This is a genomic window from Streptomyces sp. NPDC127097 (assembly GCF_042724075.1).
In the GTDB taxonomy this organism is placed as follows: domain Bacteria; phylum Actinomycetota; class Actinomycetes; order Streptomycetales; family Streptomycetaceae; genus Streptomyces.
In genome coordinates this window covers 1-20,988 of record NZ_JBHXFI010000046.1, presented here as the reverse complement: position 1 = coordinate 20,988, position 20,988 = coordinate 1, and the positions used below count along the sequence as shown (strand labels likewise).

Annotated in this window: 13 protein-coding genes; 6 read left to right on the top strand and 7 right to left on the bottom strand. The window is 72.6% G+C overall.

What is annotated here, in order from left to right; genetic code table 11:
• Nucleotides 1–102: 102 nt before the first annotated feature.
• Nucleotides 103–1,038, top strand: a complete 936-nt coding sequence (locus ACFWJW_RS28125; RefSeq protein WP_387246640.1) for a YDG/SRA domain-containing protein — start codon at nt 103–105, stop codon at nt 1,036–1,038.
• 40 nt (nt 1,039–1,078) lie between these two features.
• On the opposite strand, the gene ACFWJW_RS28120 is transcribed toward ACFWJW_RS28125, so the two are convergent.
• Both ACFWJW_RS28120 and trmB read right to left on the bottom strand, forming a co-directional pair.
• Nucleotides 1,079–2,347 (bottom strand): PrsW family intramembrane metalloprotease, encoded by a 1,269-nt coding sequence (locus ACFWJW_RS28120; protein ID WP_387246638.1) that lies wholly within the window; start codon nt 2,345–2,347, stop codon nt 1,079–1,081.
• A gap of 28 nt (nt 2,348–2,375) precedes the next feature.
• Nucleotides 2,376–3,239: a tRNA (guanosine(46)-N7)-methyltransferase TrmB gene (gene trmB, locus ACFWJW_RS28115; protein WP_387246636.1), complete on the bottom strand. Its 864-nt coding sequence runs from the start codon at nt 3,237–3,239 to the stop codon at nt 2,376–2,378.
• Nucleotides 3,240–3,830: 591 nt separating this feature from the next.
• Between trmB and ACFWJW_RS28110 the strand changes: the two genes are divergently transcribed.
• Entirely contained in the window at nt 3,831–5,093 is a 1,263-nt protein-coding gene (locus ACFWJW_RS28110; RefSeq protein ID WP_387246634.1) for a PQQ-binding-like beta-propeller repeat protein, read from the top strand.
• 96 nt (nt 5,094–5,189) lie between these two features.
• Here ACFWJW_RS28110 and lhgO read toward each other — a convergent pair whose 3' ends face one another.
• Together lhgO and ACFWJW_RS28100 are read right to left on the bottom strand one after the other, a co-directional pair.
• Entirely contained in the window at nt 5,190–6,401 is a 1,212-nt protein-coding gene (gene lhgO, locus ACFWJW_RS28105; protein ID WP_387246632.1) for an L-2-hydroxyglutarate oxidase, read from the bottom strand.
• 192 nt (nt 6,402–6,593) lie between these two features.
• Nucleotides 6,594–8,042, bottom strand: a complete 1,449-nt coding sequence (locus ACFWJW_RS28100; RefSeq protein WP_018092687.1) for a hypothetical protein — start codon at nt 8,040–8,042, stop codon at nt 6,594–6,596.
• Between the two features lie 810 nt (nt 8,043–8,852).
• Here ACFWJW_RS28100 and ACFWJW_RS28095 point away from each other — a divergent pair.
• The gene (locus ACFWJW_RS28095) at nt 8,853–10,934 is read left to right on the top strand and encodes an asparagine synthase-related protein (RefSeq protein ID WP_387246630.1); all 2,082 of its coding nucleotides are present in this window, start codon (nt 8,853–8,855) and stop codon (nt 10,932–10,934) included.
• A gap of 68 nt (nt 10,935–11,002) precedes the next feature.
• Here the strand turns inward: ACFWJW_RS28095 and ACFWJW_RS28090 are convergent, their stop codons facing one another.
• Nucleotides 11,003–12,994 (bottom strand): sigma-70 family RNA polymerase sigma factor, encoded by a 1,992-nt coding sequence (locus ACFWJW_RS28090; protein ID WP_387246628.1) that lies wholly within the window; start codon nt 12,992–12,994, stop codon nt 11,003–11,005.
• 321 nt (nt 12,995–13,315) lie between these two features.
• A complete protein-coding gene (locus tag ACFWJW_RS28085) occupies nt 13,316–14,179 on the bottom strand; it encodes a TetR/AcrR family transcriptional regulator (protein ID WP_387246626.1) in 864 nt (287 codons plus the stop codon).
• A gap of 445 nt (nt 14,180–14,624) precedes the next feature.
• On the opposite strand from ACFWJW_RS28085, the gene ACFWJW_RS28080 reads away from it, so the two are divergent.
• Entirely contained in the window at nt 14,625–16,004 is a 1,380-nt protein-coding gene (locus tag ACFWJW_RS28080; RefSeq protein WP_387246708.1) for an NAD(P)/FAD-dependent oxidoreductase, read from the top strand.
• Nucleotides 16,005–16,315: 311 nt separating this feature from the next.
• Nucleotides 16,316–18,124, top strand: coding sequence for a SpoIIE family protein phosphatase (locus tag ACFWJW_RS28075; RefSeq protein ID WP_387246624.1), 1,809 nt, complete (start codon nt 16,316–16,318; stop codon nt 18,122–18,124).
• An 82-nt stretch (nt 18,125–18,206) separates the two neighbouring features.
• On the opposite strand, the gene ACFWJW_RS28070 is transcribed toward ACFWJW_RS28075, so the two are convergent.
• On the bottom strand, nt 18,207–19,505 hold the full coding sequence (locus tag ACFWJW_RS28070) for an MFS transporter (RefSeq protein WP_387246706.1): 1,299 nt from the start codon (nt 19,503–19,505) through the stop codon (nt 18,207–18,209).
• Between the two features lie 186 nt (nt 19,506–19,691).
• Here ACFWJW_RS28070 and ACFWJW_RS28065 point away from each other — a divergent pair, with 186 nt between their 5' ends.
• Nucleotides 19,692–20,252 carry a MarR family winged helix-turn-helix transcriptional regulator gene (locus ACFWJW_RS28065; RefSeq protein ID WP_387246622.1) on the top strand — a complete coding sequence of 187 codons (561 nt, stop codon included), beginning with the start codon at nt 19,692–19,694 and terminating at the stop codon, nt 20,250–20,252.
• Nucleotides 20,253–20,988 lie beyond the last annotated feature (736 nt).

Here is a 20,988-nt window from a genome sequence, read left to right as displayed (position 1 = left end):
GTCTAGCCGAACCTTCTAGGCAGCCCTTTCAGGGGGTGTGGTGCTGACCACACCCCCTGGAGGCGCGCGTCATGGGAGGCGATGGGTTGACAGGATTCGGCTATGGCGAAGGCGCGGTCATCCAACCCAGTCCGTTTTGGCCCTCCTCAGGACGTCAAGGAGGGGCAGTGGTTCGCGGGACACACAGAGTTGCACGCAGCCGGTGTCCATCGTCGGTCTGGCCAGGGCATCTCTGGCACCGCGCATGAGGGCGTCGATTCCATCGTTCTCTCCGGCGGGTATATCGATGATGAGTACGGCGAGCAAGAGATCATCTACACGGGTGAGGGCGGTCGCGACAGGGATACCGGTCGCCTCTACGCAGACCAATCCCTGGCGGCGCCGGGTAATGCCGGCTTGCTGCTCAATGAGGGACTGGGGCACCCGGTGCGAGTGGTACGTGGTCTAAAAATTCGGGGAAAGAAGCGACCCCGTGCGACGGGGGGCTATGAGTACTGCGGGCTGTTTCGCGTCGCGGAGCACTGGACGACAGTCGGGAAGGAAGGTTTCCGTATCTGTCAGTTCAGGCTGCTCAAGTTGGCCCCGGGGGAGTCGGCAAGGCCGCACCCCGTCTCGCCGGGGGAGGGTGCGGACACCACCACCGAAGAGCAGTTGCGCCGCATCGTCGCGTACGAGCAGCTGATTCGCGACTCCAAGGTCGTCCGGAGAGTAAAAGAGATCTACGACAACACCTGTCAGATCTGCAAGTGCCGACTGGTGGTGTCCCCCGGTGGCGAGGCGTATAGCGAAGCGGCTCATATCCATGCGCTGGGCAAACCCCACGACGGGCCGGATGAACTGTGGAATGTGCTGTGTCTGTGCGCGAACTGCCATGCGCTCTTTGACCGAGGAGCGCTTCAGCTCAGTGATGATCTCGATGTGTTTGATGGACTGACGAAGCGCTTCGTAGGGGCCCTGAACCTGGCCAAGGAGCATCAGGTCAAAGTGGACTGCGTGCGTCAGCACCGGGCGCGCTGGGCTGAGCGATTCACCGAGTAGGACGGCCCGCTCAGCCCCGTACTGCTACGCGCCCGGCACCCTACCGCTCCTCCCGCACCCCCCACGCCTCCACCAACGCCACCCGCCCCCAAGCCTGATACTCCCGCAGATGCTCCAGCAAGTGCCGTTCCCGGGTGGCGAAGTCGGGGGTGGGGCCCATGAGGTGGGCGCGGCGGCGGTGGAAGGAGAGGGCGGTGGCGACGGTGGTGTATTCGGTGACGGCGCGGGCGGCGGCGGGGCCCTGGGTGCGGCGGGCCAGGTCGCGGGCGAGGGCGCGGGTTTTGAGGGAGGAGAGGGCGGTGGGTTCGGTGGGGGTGAGCCAGCCGGCGGTGATGTAGGGGGCGAGGTAGCCGCGCAGGGTGAGCAGTTCCTGGTTGCGGGCCCAGATCGCCAGCCAGGTCAGGGTGATGAGGACGGGGACCATGAAGAGGCCGTAGACGATGAGGAAGCCGAGGTCGCCCAGGGCGGAGGCGCCGTTCCAGATGGCGTGCAGGAGGACGGCGGTGAGCAGGCCGAGGAGGGCGAGGGCGCGGCGGGCGGCGCGGCGGCGGGGGTAGCGGGTGGCGGTGATGCCGAACGCGAGGCCGGTGAGGACGGTGAAGAGCGGGTGGGCGAAGGGGGAGACGATGATGCGGAGGAAGAAGGTACCGGCGGTGAGTGAGTCCAGGCCGGAGTGGCCCAGGGACTGATCCTCGCCGAAGGCGTTGCCCAGGTAGAGGACGTTCTCGGTGAAGGCGAAACCGGTGGCGGTGATGCCGGCGATGACGATGCCGTCCGTGATGCCGTCGAAGTCGCGCCGCCGGAAGCGGTAGAGGAAGAGCACGGCGGCCGCCTTGACCACTTCCTCGACGACCGGGGCGATCACCGTCGCGCCCCATGCCTCGGCCTCGGAGGGCGACGTGGAGGCGATGTTCGCGGCCAGCCAGTCGGTCGCGAAGCCGTTGGCGAGCAGCGCGACCAGGGTGGCGGCACAGGCGCCCCAGGTGAAGGCGAACGCGAGGTTGCGCCAGGGCTCGGGTTCGACGCGGTCGAGCCAGCAGAACGCCGCCACCAGGAGCGGAACCGGGAAGACGGCGAGGCCGAGGCCGACCAGGAAGCCCTCGGTGCCGGTCTCCTGGCGGACCATGCCGATGATGATCACGCCGGAGAGTGCCAGCAGCGACACCAGGGCGACCGCGCGGAGGGTCTTGCTGCGCCAGGGCGGCGTCCGGCGGCGGGCGTGCGCGGCGGCGGGCTTGTGCGTGTGCGGTGTGTACGGGGGCGGGGCGGGCGCGTGGGGCGGGTACGGGGGCGGCTGGGACGGGTACACCCATCGACCCTAACGAGGGGGCTTCGCCCTATGTGTCGCGGCGGCGGAAGAGGAGGTCGTGGACGGTATGTCCCTTGTCCAGGCCCTGGCCCTCGAACCGGGTGAGGGGGCGGAAGTCCGGACGCGGCGCGAAGTCCTGGTGGAGGTTCTCCAGCGTCGGCTCGGCGGAGAGCACCTCCAGCATCTGCTCGGCGTACGGCTCCCAGTCGGTCGCACAGTGGACCAGGGCACCGGGCGCGAGCCGGGTGGTCGCCAGGGCGATGAACTCCGGCTGGACGAGGCGGCGCTTGTGGTGGCGCTTCTTCGGCCAGGGGTCGGGGAAATAGATGCGCAGACCAGCGAGGGAGGCGGGGGCCAGCATCTCGCGCAGCAGGATGATCGCGTCACCGTTGGCCACCCGGATGTTGGACAGACCGTTCTGCTCCGCGAGACGGAGCAGATTGCCCTGCCCGGGGGTGTGCACATCGCAGGCGAGGATTCCGGTGTCCGGGTCGGCGGCGGCCATCTGGGCCGTGGCCTCCCCCATGCCGAAGCCGATCTCCAGGACGACCGGCCGCCCCTCGAAGAAGGCATCGAGATCGATACGGGAGAGCCCGTCGATGTCCAGTCCCCACGTCCCCCACCGGCGGCGCAGCGCATCGGCCTGGCCGGGTGAGACGCGGCTGCGGCGCGGCTGGAACGAGCGGATCCGCCGCTCGTGATGGGACCCCGCGGGGTCGGCCGCGGGCCCCGTCCCGTCGGGGAACATCGGCTCCCCGCGCCGGGGGGCGGCGGCCGAGACCGCGGTGGCCCCGAGGTCGGGTGCTTCCTGAGCGGCGGGGGCCCCGGGAGCGGCTTCCGGAGCGTCTGATTCCGCAGCGGCGCGGGCGTGAGTGGTGGGGTTCTCGGACACAGTGCGTCCGATTCTACGGGGGCGGAGGGCGGCGGCGGAGGGGCCGGCGGCGAACCCAGACTTCCCAGGCGATGGCGGGGCGGAAGGGCGGAAATCCCCGGTGAAATCGGGGTTGGCGCGGTGTGTAGTGGCGTGCATACGATGCGGGGTCGACGTGGCAAAACCAAACCGGGGGGACTGTTCATCGTGTCGCAGGGTGGCCAGGGAAGCGCCGAGTATCCACAGGGGCCGCCGCCGGCGGCGGGTCCGGGGGCCGCGGGAATGCCGCCCGCCGGCCACCCCGCGCCGAGCCACCCCGCTCCGCCGCCCGTCCCGCCACAGGGGCAGCAGCCCGGCCCGTACATGGGAGGGCCCGGGTATCAGCCGCAGGGACAACCCGCACCGGGTGGCGCGCCCTTTCCGCCGCCCGTAGGCCGGCCCCAGGGGCCGCCTCCCCAGGGCTACGCGGGAGGCCAGCAGCCGCCGTACCCGCAGCAGGGCCAGGCGCCCGGGCAGTTCCCGGGGCAGCCGCCGTTTCCCGGCGGGCCCACGGCGGCGCCGTTCCCCGGCGGTCCGGGGCAGCCCCCCGGCCCGGGGCGCGGCGGGGTTCCCGTGCCGCTCATCCTGGCCATCGTGATGGTCGTGCTGATCGGGGCCGGCGTCGGCGGGTACTTCCTCTTCACCTCCGATGACTCCGCGACCCCGGCCGCGGACCGGCCCGCGAACGCCATGCAGCGGCTGTGGGAGGCGCCGTCGCCCGCGTCCCAGCGCGAGGGGCAGGACGAGAACAACCTGCGCTCGATGTGGTTCAACAACGACGACCTCGTCTTCGGGGACGGCCAGGGGGTACGGGCCTACAACCGCAAGACCGGCAAGAAGCAGTGGACGGTCAAGACGCCCAAGGGAGCGGGCGAGGTCTGCGCCATGTCCAAGAGCGCGAGCGACGACGGCGTCGGCGCCGTGGTCTTCGACGCGGGCGGCGACGACTGCTCCTTCCTCTCCGTCATCGACACGGACACCGGGCGGACGCTCTGGTCGAAGAACCTCAAGGCCGGCGGGAGCACCGAGGACAGCCCGCAGATGGTGGTGAACTCGAAGGTCGTCGCCGTCGCGATCGGGGACACCTACGCCGGTTTCACCATCACCGGAGGTGCGAAGGTCTGGGAGCTGACCGCGCGCGGCCACGACTGCACCACCACGGTGGGGCTGAGCCCGCAGTACCGGGCGGTGGGGAGTGACTGCTCCGACGCGAAGCCGAAGAAGCAACTGGCCCTCCAGGACCTGGAGTACAGCGGCATCCACTCGACGGTGACGGGCGACGGCCGGGCCGTCGGGCAGATTCTGTCCGACCGGCCGCTGACGATCCGCATGAGTGAGGAAGCCAATGTGATCGATGCCGAGGGCACCCTTTCCACCTACACCGAGGAAGGGAAGCCGGACAAGACGTTCAAGCTCTCGGGCGAGCTGAAGGACCTGAGCCTCGAGCCCCGCGAGACCTTCGTCGACGAGGACGAGCAGGTGCTGATCTCCGGCTACGGCTCGGGCGGCATCGCCGCCGTGGACCTGAAGACCGGCGAACTGCTGTGGAAGAAGCGGTCCTCGGCGTCCGCCGCGCTGGACACCGAGGGGCTGATCGCGGTGACCGATGCGCCGGACACCGGCACCCCCGGCCGGGACCCGGTGCTGGTCTCGATCGGTGTGCGGGACGGCAAGGAAAAGGTGCTGGGCACGGTCTACGACCCGAAGCACGCCCTCGGCTCCCCGGACCTCATGTCGCTGGCCTGGGACGGACACACCAACACGCTCTTCATCCAGGGCGAGGGCCTCAGCCAGGACAAGTCCAGCATTCAGGCGTTCAAGGCACCGGTCAGCTGACGGCCTCTGCCGCGCGGGACTCCCGGCTCCCGGCTTCTCCGTTCTCCCGGTTTTCCGGGACGAGCGGAAGGCCGGGAGCCGGTCGCGTCACGGGCCTCACACCCCCATCATCGCCAACACCCTCCGTGCCACCTCCCGCCCAATGGGAAGGGAAGCCGTCGCGGCCGGGGACGGGGCGTTGAGGACGTGGATCATGCCCGGGGAGTCGGCGAAGAGGAAGTCGTCGACGAGGGTGCCGTCGGGGAGGACGGCCTGGGCCCGGACGCCGGCCGGGGAGGGGCGCAGGTCCTCCTCGCGGGCGGCCGGGAGCAGACGGCGGACCGCGTCGGTGAAGGCGCGCCGGGACAGGGAACGGTGCAGCTCGCCGGCGCCGTAGCGCCAGTGGCGGCGGGCTATCCGCCAGGAGCCGGGGTAGGCGAGGGTGCCGGCCAGCTCGGCGGGGTGCAGGGTGCGCCAGTCGTAGCCCTCGCGGGCCAGGGCGGGGACGGCGTTCGGGCCGATGTGCACGGCGCCGTCGATGCCGCGGGTCAGATGCACGCCGAGGAACGGGAAGGCCGGGTCGGGGACCGGGTAGACCAGGCCGCGGACCAAGGAGGCGCGGCCCGGGGCGAGGGTGAAGTACTCGCCGCGGAACGGGACGATCCGCATGCCCGGGGCGTCGCCGGCCAGCCGGGCGATCCGGTCGCTGTGCAGACCGGCGCAGTTGACCAGGGCCCGTGCGCGGTGGACCGTGCCGTCGGACGTACGGACCGCCACCCGGCCGGGGCGGCGGCCGATGGCCGTCACCTCGGCGCCGTACCGGATCCGGGCGCCGGCGTCCTCGGCGAGGTGGGCGAAGCGGCGGGCGACGGCGCCGAAGTCGCAGACGCCGGTCGTGCCGACATGGATGGCGGCCAGGCCGCGCACCTCGGGCTCGTACTCGGCTATCTGGGCGGGGCCCAGCTCGCGCACCGGCAGGCCGTGCTCCCGGCCGCGCTGGATGAGGCCGTGCAGCCGCGGCAGCTCACTGCGGTCGGTGGCGACGATCAGCTTGCCGGTGACCTCGTGCGGGATGTCGTGTTCGGTGCAGAACTTGACCATCTCCGCCGAGCCCTGGAGGGCGAAGCGGGCCTTGAGCGAACCGGGCGGGTAATAGATGCCGCTGTGGATCACGCCGCTGTTGCGCCCGGTCTGATGGCGGGCCGGACCGGACTCCTTCTCCAGGACGACCACGCGCGTGCCGGGCGCGGCACGCGTGATCGCGTACGCCGTAGAGAGTCCGACGATGCCGGCACCGATCACCAGCACCTCGCAGTCGTACGCCGCCACTGCACCTCCCCAACCGCATGACCGCAGGCCGGCCCGTCGCCACAGACCCGCGCATCATCACCGACGACGTATCCCATCATGACGGCCGGCACTGACAATGCCGATCGGACGGGTCCCGAGGTGCATGATCCCGGCCGGGCCGTACGTGGCTGGCGCGGCCGGGAGGGCGGCTCGGTCCGGCCCGGCAAGCCGCTAAGCCGGCGCCGCCAGCAGCGGTCTCGCCCGCTCCCGCAGCTCGACCACCCGGGGCTCGTCGCCGTACGGCTCCAGGCGGTGCAGCAGATCGCGGACGTACTCGGTGGTGCGGGCGGAGGAGATCCGTCCGGCCACCTCGACCGCGCGGGTGCCCGCCGCGCAGGCCGCGTCCAGATTGCCGGACTCCAGTTCGGCGACCGCGGACACGACGAGGCGCAGCCCGTGGGAGCGGACGAATTCCTCGGTGGGCCGGGACAGCGCCTGCTCGGTGAAGCGGCGCACCTGGCGGGGCAGCCGCAGATCGCGGTAGCACTCGGCGGCGTCGGCGGCGAAGCGCTCGTACGAGTAGAAGTCCAGCCACGAGGGGTCGGGATCGCCGCCGCGGGAGCGCTCCAGCCAGCCCTCGGACGCCTTCAGCGCCACCTCACAGGCGCGCGCCTCACCGGCCTTGGCCTGCGCCCGCGCCTCGACCAGCCGGAAGAAGCTCATGGTCCGGGCCGTGGCCAGTCCGCGGTTGCGTTCCAGGGCGGCCTGGGCGAGGTCGACGCCCTCGTCGGCGAAGCCGCGGTAGGTCGCCTGGAGGGACATCGAGGCCAGGACATAGCCGCCCAACGGGACGTCGGCGGCCGCGCGGGCGAGCCGCAGCGCCTGGATGTAGTACCGCTGCGCGGCCTCCTGCTGGCCCGTGTCGAAGGCCATCCACCCCGCGAGCCGGGTGAGTTCGGAGGTCGCGCCGAACAACGCGCGGCCCACTTCGTCGCTGTACGAGGCGAGGAGTAATGGGGCCGCGTCCACCCGGAGGCACTCCGGCACCATGGACGAACGCCAGTCGCCGCCCCCGTACTTGGAGTCCCAGCGGCGCGCGTCCTCGGCCGCCTCCCGCAGTTTGCTGACATCGCTGTGGCCGACGTGCTGCGGAATCCCGGCGTCACCGGCCGCCGCGGCGTCCTTGTCCCGGGCCTCGGCCGCCTCCCGCGCCACCGAACTGTCGGCCGGGGATATCAGCCAGCGCGAGGCGGGGGTGGCGTACGCGCTGACGGCGAAGGATCCGGCCAGGCTCTGCCAGATGCCGCCCCCGCCGGCCCGCCGTCCGGCCAGATCGAGACGGTAGAGCTCGGTCGCGGACCGCACCGCGGCGCCCACATCGCGGGGAAACGCCAGGCCGACCTCGGGTGCCGGGTCCGCGTCGGCCAGCCCGATCTCGTGCAGCGGAACCGGCCGGCCGAGCTTGCTGCCGATCGCGGACGCGATCAGATGGGGCGCGGCGCCTTGGGGCACCATGCCCTTGGAGACCCACCGCGCCACCGACGTCTTGTCATAACGAAGCGTCAGTCCGCGCTGCGCACCGAGGTCGTTGACCCGGCGCGCCAGTCCGGCATTGCTGATACCCGCGAGGGCGAGAACGGTGCCAAGCTTTTCGTTCGGCCCGCGTATATCCCTGGACATGCGCACCCCTCGACACAGCGACGGCCGCCCCGGTACCCCGGGGCATGCGTCCACCCAGAGTAGTTCGCCGGATCCCGACCGTTAAGAGTCGGTGTCCCGGATGGCGAGATTCGTGTTCAAACAGGGGTGCGGGAATTGGCATGTGCTCCGGGTACGTGTGCCCGTGCGCCCGTCCGTGCGCGCTGGCCGCCCGCTTTCGCGGGCGCTTCCATGGCTTCTGCGTGGGTCGGCCCGCTGCACTGGATCCAGTGGGCTGGGGGATACCGTCACCTCATTCCCCGCGGGTGACGGTCCGGTCCGGGGGGCGCAGCCCGCCTCCCGGGCCGTCGCGAGAAACGGGCGCCGGCCCGTTGGGGCGCCGGTTGACATCGCGCCCGAAGGTGTCAACTGGGCTGTATGGAACGGAGTTTGGCCGAAAGTCGACGGGTGATGATTTCACGCCGCCGCACGCACGGAGCCGCCTCGGGGGCCACACGGGGGGCCTTCCGGGGCCGATGCGGCGGAGTGCCCGCGCCCGGCGTACGGGAGTGCCGCCGGGCCGGTTCGCGCGGCCCTCCCGCCGGCACTCCGCCGCGTCCGTTGGGCCACTCCCGGCCCGCTCCCACGGTGCCTCCGTGCCCCTCTCCGGGCCCGCCGACGGCCCTCATTACCCGGGCGCCCCGCGAACTGCCCGTATACAGGCCCGCTCCACCACCTCTCCCGCGCCGCTGTCATGGCAGCATGGTCCGCACAACAGCTCGGGACGGCCGGGCGATCCGCTGACGGGGCGGCCGTTGGCCCCGGCGCACGGGGAATCGGGTGGAGGCGGCCATGCGCTGGTTGGTGGGGTGGAGCAGTGCCGCCACGGGGCCGGCCGGCGACGAGCGCCCCGCGGTCCTCCCCGTCGGTGCCCAGCTCCTCTGGGACGGCCCGGATCCCCTCTGGGCGGTCGGCGACTGGCGGCCGGACGAGGTCCGGGTCGTCCAGGCGGACCCCGGGACCCGGCTCGCGATCTTCGGCGTCTGCGGCGCCACCGACGACCAGCTGAAGGTGGGCCTGTTCGCGGCGCGCGGGGGCGCACTGCGGCATCTCACGGCCTGGCCCGGCAGTTACACCGCCGTCGTCCAGGTAGGGCGGCGGATCACCGTCACCGGCGACCTGGCCGGCGCCCGCCCCGTTTTCCACACCCCCTGGGCCGGAGGCACCGCCTACGCCACCGCCGCCCTCCCGCTCGCCGACCTCGTCGAGGCCGGCCTCGACATCGGCCACCTCGCCGCGCTGCTGGCCTGCCCGGACATCCCCGAGGCGCTCGGGGCCGGCACACCGTACGAAGGCGTCCGCCGGATCCCGCCCGGCCACGCCCTGGTACTGCGCGGCGGCGCCGGCGACATCACCTCCTTCGAACCGACCGCCTCGCTCGCCGTCGCCGCGCCCCAACTCGCCCCGGAACAGGCGGTGGAGGGCGTCCGCGACGCTCTGGTCGAGGCCGTCCGCGCCCGGCTGGCCGGCCCCCGGCACGCCCCCGATCCGGACGGGCGCGACGGCCTCGACCCCGGCCCGGTGCCCGGCATGGGCCCCGCCGAGCGGCGCGCGGCGCGCGGTGCCCCGGCTCCCGGCATCGGCGCCGACCTCTCCGGAGGGAGCGCCTCCGCAACCCTCGCTCTGCTGGCCGCCGGCCTCCCCGGCCGGCCAGGAAGGCTCAACGGCCACGGCGAACGCCTCCTGGCCGTCACCTTCAACGACCGCGCCACCCATGACGGACGGACCGGCCACGACGCCGAGTTGGAGCGCGCCCGCAGCCTCGCCGACAATCCGCGGCTGCACCACGTCGTCGTCGCGGCCGGTGAAGAGGCCCTCCCGTACGCGGACCTCGGCAGCGGTCCGCTCACGGACGAGCCGGGGCCCTCCCTCACCACCGCGGGCCGCCACCGCCGATGGCTGCTGGCCGGCAGCGCGGACCACTTCGTCGGCCACGGCGCCCGCCAGGTCCTCGACGCCCACCCGGCCCGGCTCGCCGACCTCCTCATGGACCGCCGCCGACGCCATCTGCTGCGCCCGGTCACCGCGCTGGCCAAAGCGGACGGCGCCCTGGCGCAGTCCGTCCTCGTGCCGTTCACCGTCTACCGCGCGGCCCGCAAGCTCGCCCGTATGCCGTACGCGGCCGGTATCGCCGACACGGCGCGCCGCCTCCTGGAGCGGCAGTTCGCCGACGAGCCGGTGGCCGGCGGCGCCGTGGACGCCTCACTGGCCGCGCTCGCCTGGTGCCGGCCGGGGCCCGCGGCGCGCTGGCTCACGGGGGAGGCACTGGCTGAAGTATCGGTTCGGCTGAGCGACGCGGCGCACCGCTCGCCCGCCGTGGGCCGTCCCGGCGAGCGCCGCGCCCGTGCCGCGCTGGCCCGCCAGGCCGCCGACCACCGCGTCTTCGAGCAGGCCGCCGAGGTCCGCAACCAGCGGCTGCACGCCCCGTTCCTCGACAACCAGGTGGTGCTCGCCTGCCGCGCCCTGCCGGACACCCTGCGGGTGCAGCCGGGGGCCCGGGCCGCGGTGCTGCGCTCCGTACTGGCCGGAGCCGGCATCCGGGACCTGCCGCCCGGATGGGGCGCCACCTCGCAGCTCACCCACGCGGCGGCGGTACGCGCCGGGCTGCGCGGCGCCGTCGGCGACCTGGTGCGGCTCTTCGACACCCCGCTGCTGGCCGACGCGGGGCTGGTGGAGGCGCGGGTGGTCCGCAAGGCACTGCGGTCGGCGGCCGAGGGCGCGCCGCTGCCGCTGGACGGGCTGGCCGAACTCGTCTCCACGGAGCTGTGGTTGCGGCGGCTGGTGGCCCGGCGCGGGACGTGCTGGACGGGGGCCGGGGCGCCGCGTCAGAAGGCGGTCGCGGGCGGCGTGGTGCCCCGGGCGCGGCTGGGCTGAGTGGCGCCACGGGGCCGGGCGGGGTGACCTGGCCGGCCACCCCGGTGCACGACGGGGCCGCCGGCGGCTCAGCGGCACATGATCGTGGACTGCGCCCAGTCCGCCAGGGCGACCGCACCCACGGGGTTCGCCGGATCGGTCACCAGCCGGAGCGTCTTACGGCCCGTCAGCGGGACATGCACCGGTACGGCCCGCTCCCCGCTATGTACCGCTCCCGACTGCCACAGCGGCACGCCGTCCGCAAAGACGGCGAACCGCACCGCGGCCGGCCCCGCACTGAGATCGTCCACGCCCGCCACGGCGTCATAGGCGGTGCACCGGCGGTTGAGGTCGATGGTCACCGAGGACCGCCCGTGGACGCTCACCCCGTGCGCATACGTGGTCCCGGCGATCCGCGGTGACTGCCGCTGCCACAGCCAGCTGCTCGCCAGGGCGCGCACCTCCGGCCTGCTGCCGTCGCCCATGACGTCGAGGGCGAGCGCATTGACCCGGTAGGCGGCCGGGGCGGGCAGCGGTGGCTTCGGGCTGGGCTTCGGTGGGGTGGGCTTCGGCGGGGTGGCTTTCGGCGGGGTCGGCTCGGGCCGGGTGGGCGGATGGGCCGGCGTCGAAGGCGGGGCCGGCGTCGCGGGCGCGGCCGGCGCGCGCGTCGGCTCCGGTGGGGTCGCCTTGGGGGTGGGCGTCGGCCGCGGGCCCCGCGTCTGTTCCGGGGCCGGCTGCTGCGCCGGGCCCTTCGGAGCGGGGGCGGCGCCGCCCGCCGGTGGCAGCCCGGGGTGCGACGAGCGGGGCGCCGGCCGCTGGGGTGCGGACACGGCCGGCCGCGGCGCCTGGGCCCGTGGTTCCGGCGCCGGCTTCGGGGAAGCGGTCAGCGCCAGCGAGAGCGTCGCGCCCGCCACCACCGCCGCCCCGGCCCCGATCCCGGCCTTGACCGCCCCGCTCAGCCCCTTGCCGACGGCGGCACCGGGGCTTCCCGTCGCACCGGAACCGCCGCTCCCGGTGGCCGCGGCCGCACCGGCCGCCGCCCCCGCCACCGCCGTCTTGACGGCGTACCCGGCGGCGCCCCAGCCGAGGAACGCGACCGGCAGCAGCGCACCGATCCGCTGATTGACGTCCGCGACCTCCAGCGCGGCCAGCCGGCACCGGGGACAGGCGTCCAGGTGCCGGCGCAGCCCCCGCTCGGCCCGCATCCGCAGCCCGCCGCGGGCATAGGCGCCGAGCCGGTCGGCATACCGGGCGCAGTCGCCGCCGTCGGTCAGCGACTGGCTGACATGCTCCTGGAGATACGCCTGTTTGAGGCCCTCGCGGGCGCGGTGCGCCAATACGGCGGTGGCGTTCGCGGTCAGCCCGAGCAGCGGGGCGACCTCGCTCGGCGACTCGTCCTCGACCGTGGTGTGCCACAGCACCGTCTGATAGCGCTCCGGCAGACTGCGGAACGCCCGTACGGCCATCGACCGCTCGGCCTCCTGCATGGCCCGCACATCCGCGCCCAGGTCCAGGGTGGCGTCGTCCTCCGGCGCACCGGCCGAGGACACCGCGAACACCGCGAAGTCCTCCACCAGTTGCTCCCGCCGCGCGGTCTGCGCCCAGGACGCGGCCACCCGGCGGACGGTCGTCAGCAGATAGGCGCGCACCGCGGACTCCGGGCCCGCCCCGCCGCGCACCGCTTGCAGCGTGCGGGCGAAGACCTCGCCGGTCAGGTCCTCCGCGGTGTGCGCGTCCCGGCAGCAGCTGCGGGCGTAGCGCCGGACCGCCGCGGCGTGCCGGCGGTACATCTCCTCGTACGCGCTGTCGTCGCCGGCCCGCAGGTCGGAGAGCAACTGGGCGTCGGACGGCGGGAGTTCGCCGTCCTCGGGACCGGTGGCCGGGCCCGCCCCGCGGTGCTCCCGCTGCGGCGGCACACCGGGCCCCGCGTCCGCCGGGACCTCGGCGCCCTCGTACCGCCCGGCCGGGGGAGTCGCCCCCAACGGACCGCCCTGGCCGGGGACCTGCCCGGACCGCGGAGCTTCCCGCTCGCCCGCCCCGGCCTCGCCGTCGCGCCGCCCGTCCCGCCCGTCAACACCCATCGCCGAGGCTCCCGAAGCCGCTGTCCCAACGGAATACCGCGTAAGCGTGCCACACCGGATCCCGGCGGCTGCGGGTCCTGGCGGCCCGCCACCCGTCCGGGGTGCACACGCAAACGACCGCACGGGCGCTCACCCGTACGGGCCATGCCGCGCAGACGGCCGATACCGTGCGCGGCCCTCGTACGGGTCCTGTCGTGCGCGGTACCCGGACGGCGTGCGGACCGGAGCCGCCGCGGCCCGCCGACGGCACCGTTCCGCGGAACGGCCCCGCCCGGTGGGCCCCACGGTCGGGCCCACCCGGACGGAGCCGGCCGCCGGTCCTCAGCCGGCCGGGCGCGAGCGCAGCCCCTCCAGGAGAATCTCCAGCAGCCGCGCGGACGCGGCCTGCTGCTGCCCGGGATCGGGCAGCGTCGGCGCTCCCGTGGCGATCACTAAAAGGATGTCCGAGACCGTCACATCGGCGCGCAGCTCACCGGCCGCCCTGGCACGCTCCACGAGCCGCCCGACGACCTCCAGCAGCGCGTCGGCCCCGGCGGTCTCCTCTGCGGCGGCAGCAGCGGCCGGCGCGGCCTCGGCCGGCCGGAGATCCGCGGACGCCCCGTCCGCGCCGGGCGCCGTGCGCTGCTGCGGTACCCGCGCCTCGCTCAGGCCGTCCGGCATCCGGGGCCCGTCCGCGGCCTCCGCCGCCGGATCCCCGGCCCGGCCGGCCGCGCTCGCCCGCAGAATGCCCGGCGGCAGCAGCCGTCCGGCCCCCGAGGCGACCGACGTCCGCAGAAAGCGGGACAGCGCCGACCACGGGTCGTCCTCCTGGCCCAGTGCCGTATGCGCCTGCTCCGTCAGCCGCGAGGTCTCCTCCTCGGCTATCCGGCGGACCAGCACGTCCTTGCTCGGGAACCGGCGGTAGACCGTGCCGACTCCGACGCGGGCCCGCCGCGCCACGTCCTCCATGGGAGCGCCGTACCCCAGCTCGCCGAACACCTCGCGTGCGGCTCGCAGTACGTGCTCCAGATTGCGCTGGGCGTCCACCCGAAGCGGTGTGCTCCGGCCGCCCGTCCCCGTGCCGGCACCGTTGGTCACCGCGGTGCCGTTGCTCTGGGGTCTGTTGTGCTCGCTACCGCTCCCGGCCCCGTCGGAGGCATGTGCCACAGCGACGGTGGCCGACCATTGAGAGCCCTGAATGTGCATAGTGATCCCCCGGTAATGACGTCTCCCCCCGGAGACTCCCCGCCCTGACAGTCAGGGCGTACCGACGAGAGGGTGCACCCCAACGAGATACGAACATAGTTGAGCTCGGGTCAAGAATGAAGGGGGCGTTCCGCACAATGCGCCCCCCGATCGGCCCAAGGCGCCTGATCCGCCCCGATTCCGCCCCCGCTCTTCCGCCGCCACCCACCCCCTGACCAGCGCACCTCGGCCCGCACACGCGGAATGCGTCCTTCCGTCCCCAGGGCCGCGCCCGGTCATACATTTCGACGGGCCTGTGGACAAAGGCGCTCCGGGGGTGCGTCATGGAACAGTGCTGTGCTTTCCCGGGGGTGCAGCTCCCGAAGCCGTCCGCGCGCCCGGCCGGCTTGCGGATCGGTGCCGCCCGGGCCTGGTCGACACCGCGAGGAGAACCTCTGTGAAGACTGTGTCTTCGGAAGACGTGACGCGCATTCTCGTTGTCGGCGGTGGCTACGTGGGGATGTATACCGCCCTGCGATTGCAACGGAAGCTGAAGCAGGAACTGCGGCAGGGCACCGTCGAGGTCATCGTGGTCGACCCCGAGCCGTACATGACGTACCAGCCGTTTTTGCCCGAGGCCGCGGCCGGTTCGATCTCCCCGCGCCATGTCGTCGTACCGCTGCGCCGGGTGCTGCCGCAGTGCAAGGTCGTCATCGGCGAGGTCACCGCCATCGACCACGACGACCGCCGGGCGACCATCACCACCCTGGCCGCGGAGGAGACCGGCGACGGTGCCATCGAGGTGGCGTACGACGAACTGGTCCTCGCGCCGGGCTCGGTCTCGCGCGCCCTGCCCGTCCCGGGCCTGGCCGACGTCGGCATCGGTTTCAAGACCGTCGAGGAAGCCATCGGACTGCGCAACCACGTCCTCGGCCAGCTCGACATCGCCTCCTCCACCCGCGACCCCGCCGTCCGCGATGCCGCGCTGACCTTCGTCTTCGTCGGCGGCGGCTACGCGGGCGTGGAGGCGCTGGCCGAGCTGGAGGACATGGCCCGTTACGCCGTCCGCTACTACCACAACATCCAGCCGGAGGACATGAAGTGGATCCTGGTCGAGGCGACGAACCGGATCCTGCCCGAAGTGGGCCCGGAGATGGGCCGCTACGCCGTACGGGAGCTGCGGGCCCGCAATATCGACGTCCGGCTGGAGACCCGGCTGGGCTCCTGTGAGAAGAACGTCGCCCAGCTCAGCGACGGCTCCCGCTTCCCGACCCGGACCCTGGTGTGGACCGCGGGCGTCAAACCGCACCCCATCCTGGCCGCGACCAAACTGCCGCTCAACGGCCACGGCCGCCTCCTGTGCACCCCCGCGCTCCAGGTGGACGGCGTCGAACACGCCTGGTCCGCCGGGGACGCGGCAGCCGTCCCCGATCTCACGGCCGCACCGCCGTCCGGGCCCGACGAGCCCCGCGCCCTGTGCGCCCCCAACGCCCAGCACGCCGTCCGCCAGTCCAAGGTCCTCGCCGAGAACCTCGCGGCGGCGGTGCGCGGCGGCCCGATCGTGGACTACGCGCACAAGTACGCCGGCTCGGTGGCCTCGCTCGGCCTGCACAAGGGCGTCGCGCATGTCTACGGGCGCAAGCTGAAGGGCTACCCGGCGTGGTTCATGCACCGCGTCTACCACCTCAGCCGGGTGCCGACCTTCAACCGCAAGGCGCGGGTGCTCGCCGAATGGACCCTCGCGGGCCTGTTCAAACGCGAGATCGTCTCGCTCGGCTCGCTGGAGAACCCGCGCGCCGAGTTCGAACTCGCCGCGGGAACCGGACGGCACAACGAAGCGAGCTGACGCGCCGTACCCCCACAAGAGTTGACGTGCTGTCAGCGCTGGAGGGGCCGGATGTTCCGGAGCGCGGAACTCCACAGCGCCACCCCGGCGTCTGACGGATGTCCGTCCGGTCGGCCACACTGGACGTGTGACCATGGGTGGGCTCGTATCTGCAAAGAGTGACAATCACGAGGATTCTGGACGTTTGCTGCATTCCGCAAAGGGGCGCCGAGAGTGTCCCCAGCCGACCGTCCCCCGGCCACCTGCCGGGAGATCCCGCCATGCCGACGGCCCGATCCCGCGCGACGACGCGAAGTAAGAGGTACCCCTCCGTGATCTTCACGCGCTGGAGCGCCAAACTCCCCGGCACACAGCGGCGCGCCGCCGCCCGGTCCGACCGCGCCGCACCCCGCCCCGCGTCCGGCCCGCCGGCCGCCCCGCCCACCGCGGCCCCGGCACCGTCCGCCGTGCCTCCGGCAGCCGACGGCGCACCGGCCGCCCCGACGGCCGCCACCACCGGCTCGGTCCCCGCCGCCCGCGCCGAACACACCGATCCGGCCCCCGCCCAGGACCGCACCCCCGCGACCCTGCCACCCACCGTCGACGCCCTGTCCGTGCACGACATCCTGGGCACCATCCCGGCCCTGGTCGCCGTCGTCTACGGCCCCGAGCACCGCCTCGCCTACGTGAACGGCGCCTACGCCGCCGTCTTCGGCCCGCGCCCGGCCGGCGACACCGCCCGCGAAGCCCTCCCGGAGCTCGACGCCCTCGGCCTGCTCCCCCTGATGGACCAGGTCCTGCGCAGCGGCAAACCGCGCACGGTCAAGTCCCGCAAGGTCCCCGGAGGCGACCGCACCCGCGACGGCTACTACACCTTCACCTGCACCCCGATCGAGGTCGCCGCCAGCGGCCCGGCCCCCGACCCCGAGGTCGCCTGCGTCGCCCCGCACAAGGGCGTCCTGGTCTTCGGCGCCGAGGTCACCGACCAGATCGAGTCCGCCGAGCGGCTGCGGGCCAGCGAGGCCCGCCAGCGCGAGGCCGCGGTCACCCTCCAGCGCTCCCTGCTGCCCCAGGAACTGGAGCAGCCCGACGACCTCCGCGTCGCCGCCACCTACCAGCCCGGCGGCACGGACGCCGCGGTCGGCGGCGACTGGTACGACGTCATCACCCTCGGCGCCGGCCGTACGGCCCTGGTCATCGGCGATGTCATGGGCCGCGGGGTGCGCGCCGCCGCCGTCATGGGCCAGCTGCGCACCGCGGTCCGCGCCTACGCCCGCCTCGACCTCCCGCCCCACGAGGTCCTCCAGCTCCTGGACGGCCTGGCCGCCGAGATCGACGCCAGCCAGATCGCCACCTGCGTCTACGCCGTCCACGACCCGAACGAGGGCCGCCTGGTCTACGCCTCGGCCGGCCATCTGCCCATCCTCGTACGCGACCCGGACGGCACGATCCGGCGCGCCGCCGAACCCACCGGACCGCCCCTGGGGACCGGCGGCTGGCTGCACACCTCCGGTTCCGTCCCCCTCGGCCCCGGCAGCAGCGCCGTCCTGTACACCGACGGTCTCGTCGAGCGCCGCGACAAGGACATCGACGACGGAGTGGAGGCCCTGGAGCGCGCCTTCGCCGGGGCGGCCGGCGCCCCGGACATCGTCTGCGACCGTCTGCTGCGTTCGCTCGGCATCACGGCCGCACATGACGACGACGTCGCCATCCTCGTCGTCCAGAACCCCGCCCGCACCGGCCATGACGCCGAGCTGTTCCACAACGCTGCCCTCGAACTCCACGGCGGCACCGAAGCGGCCCCGCGCGCCCGCGCCTTCGCCTCCGGCGTCCTCGCCTCCTGGCGCTTCTCGCCCGAGCTGCACGACCTCGGAGTGCTGGCCGCCAGCGAACTGGTCGCCAACTCCCTCCAGCACGGCACCCCGCCGATGCGGCTGCGGCTGCGCCGCACGGACCGCCGGCTGATCGTCGAGGTCACCGACGGCGACGACCACCTCCCGCGCCGCCGCCGCGCCGAGCCGGCCGACGAGGCCGGCCGGGGCATCTCCATCGTCGCCACCATCGCCTCGTCCTGGGGCTCCCGCCGCACCCCGGGCGGCGGCAAGGCCGTCTGGTGCGAATTCGCACTGCCCCGCGGATAGCCGAACGCCGCCGGCCCCGGTCGCAGAGGACCGGGGCCGACGGCATACGGGAGCGGCCCTCTTACGGCATCGGGCGCGGGGCTCAGGCGCCGCAGGCCACGGCTTCCGCCTCGGCCGGCACCCGCGCCGCGGGCACCGCCGCCACCGCACGGTGCGGATTGTCCTGCGCCGGCCGCAGCATCCGGCCCAGCCACAGCGACAGCCCGGTGATCCCCAGCGCGCAGAGCACCAGCATCCCGATGTACGCCGCGTACATCCCGTGCCCCACCATCAGCGCACCCACCGCCGGACCAACCGCCAGCGCCAGCTGCTTGACCAGGGCGAACGCCGAGTTGTACTGACCGATCAGCGAGGCCGGCGCCAGATCGGCCACCAGCGGAGCCACCGTCGGCGACAGCATCGACTCACCTATCCCGAACAGCGCATACGTCGAGATCAGCAGCGTCGTCGCCACCATCTGCGCGCCGTGCACCAGCCCGGACACCCCGGCGGCGATCCATGCCACCGTCCAGACCATCCCGACCAGCGCCATCACCCGGCTGCGCCGACGGCCCTCGACGAGCTTGAGCACCACGAACTGCGCCGCCACGATCGCCGCCGTATTGGCCGCGAGCGCGATGCCCAGGCTCGCCGGCGCGATCCGGGTGACCTCGGTGGCATACGCCGCCAGCCCCGACTCGAACTGCCCGTAGCAGGCGAAGAACAGCACAAAGCCCAGTACGCACAGCCACACCATCCGACGGTCGGCGAACATCGCCCGCCAGGCACCCTTGGCCCGCTCCTCGGTCGGCACCGGGTCCTCGACCTTCGGCCCCCGCGGCAGCCGTACGGTCGCCACCGCCGCGCCGAGCACCAGGAACATCACGGCCTCGATGGCGAACAGCCGCACAAAGCTCGATGCGTGCGACTCGTCGACGAGCAGCCCGCCGACCAGCCCACCGACACCCAGCCCCAGGTTGTTCAGGAAGAACTGGGTGGCGAACGCCCGCGACCGGGTCAGCGTCGTCGAGCACCACACGATCATCGTCGCGAGCGCCGGCTGAATGACCGCGATCCCCGCACCGAGCGCGATGGCCGACGCGATGACCAGCGGCTCCGTGGCGGACAGCCCCAGACCCAGGGCACCGACGGCGGCGGAGACCGTACCGGCGATCGCCACCGGCAGTGGTCCGCGCCGGTCGATCGCCCGACCGGTCAGCGGCAGGACGACCAATGCGGCCACCGCCAGCATCGCCAGCACCACACCGGCCGTGCTCGCACCAAGATCCCGCACCTTCGCCACATAGACGTACAGATACGGAACGGTGAAGCCGTTCCCGAACGCACTCAGCGCGTTCCCGAGCTGGATCCGGCGCAACGCGGCGCCCATCGCGGTGGTCACACTCACCTACCTAGGTCAGGTCGTCAGACGAACAGGGGGAGAACCCAGGAGCCGGACAGACGCCAGGGCGAGACCGGTCCGAGCACGGACAGTCTCACCCTGAAGACTTCAACTCTAAAGTTCGAAGCTAAAGAGTACACGTAGAAGAACTTCAACGCCAATGACTTCCATGTCATACTGCGCCGCATGCCTGAGCCCTCCGATGCGGCCGCCGACGCTGCCGAGCCGAGCCTCGAGGAACAGATCGCCGCTTACCAGCGCGAATTCCAGGACCTCGACCCCCAGGTGGAGCAGGTCGTCTCCGCACTCCAGCGCCTCAACCGACGGATGAACGTCGCCTACGGACGACAGACCTCCACGCTCGGCCTGAGCAACGCCGAATGGGAGGTCCTCAAGGCCCTCGTCGTCTCCGGAGCCCCCTACCAATTGGGCCCCGGCGAACTCGCCAAACGCCTCGGCCTCACGCCGGCGGCCATGACGCACCGCATCGACCGCATGGCGAGCGAGGGCCTGGTCACCCGGGAGCGCGACGAGAACAACCGCGTCCGCGTCATCGTCGAGCTGACCCACGAGGGCCGCGAGAAGTGGCTCGAGGCGATGCGCCTGGCCTCCGTCTTCGAAGAGGACCTCCTCCAGGACCTCTCCGGTGAGGAACGCCAGCTCCTCGGCCAGGTGTTGACCCGCCTCCTGCGCCGCGTCGAGGACGCCCAGCCGGACGCCGAGGGGCGTCTGAGTGACCTTGACTGACGCGAGTTGACACGGCCTACCCCCATCCGTAGTGTTCTCCGAGTTGCCACGGAGCCGACAGGCCCGGAGCAGCCATCCCGCCGCTTCGCGGCACACCACTACTGCACGGCCCCTCACGGGAACGATTTCGCATGCCGAAATTCGAACCGCGACGTGATTATGCGTCAACGAGGAATTCCGCTAAAGTAGTGATCACGCCGAAAGGCACGGCAAGGCAAATTGCCGGACCACGGCGAACCCCCCTCCGACGGGGATTCGGAAACGAATTCGGACCGGCAACGGACCGAAACGGATCTGATAGAGTCGGAAAGGCCGAAAAGCGAAAGCCAAACGGCCAAGCCCGCTCCAGCAGGGCGCCAGAGAAGGAAACGGATCTGGTAAGGTTGGAAACGCGAAGAAGCCGAAAGGCGGAAACGCACCGGCGAAAATCGGACCCGCAAGGATCTGATAGAGTCGGAAACGCAAGACCGAAGGGAAGCGCCCGGAGAGCCTGGTGAAACAGGCACAAAGGAAGCGTCCGTTCCTTGAGAACTCAACAGCGTGCCAAAAGTCAACGCCAGATATGTTGATACCCCGTCCACCGGAAACATTCCGGAGGATGAGGTTCCTTTGAAAAGCCCACCACGGCCCACGGGTCGGGGTGGCACACACAGCGAGGACGCTGTGAACGACCGGACCTATTCCGTCTGGTCGTTCCGCTCTCGTGTGTGTTTCACCGGATTACCGGTAAACATTC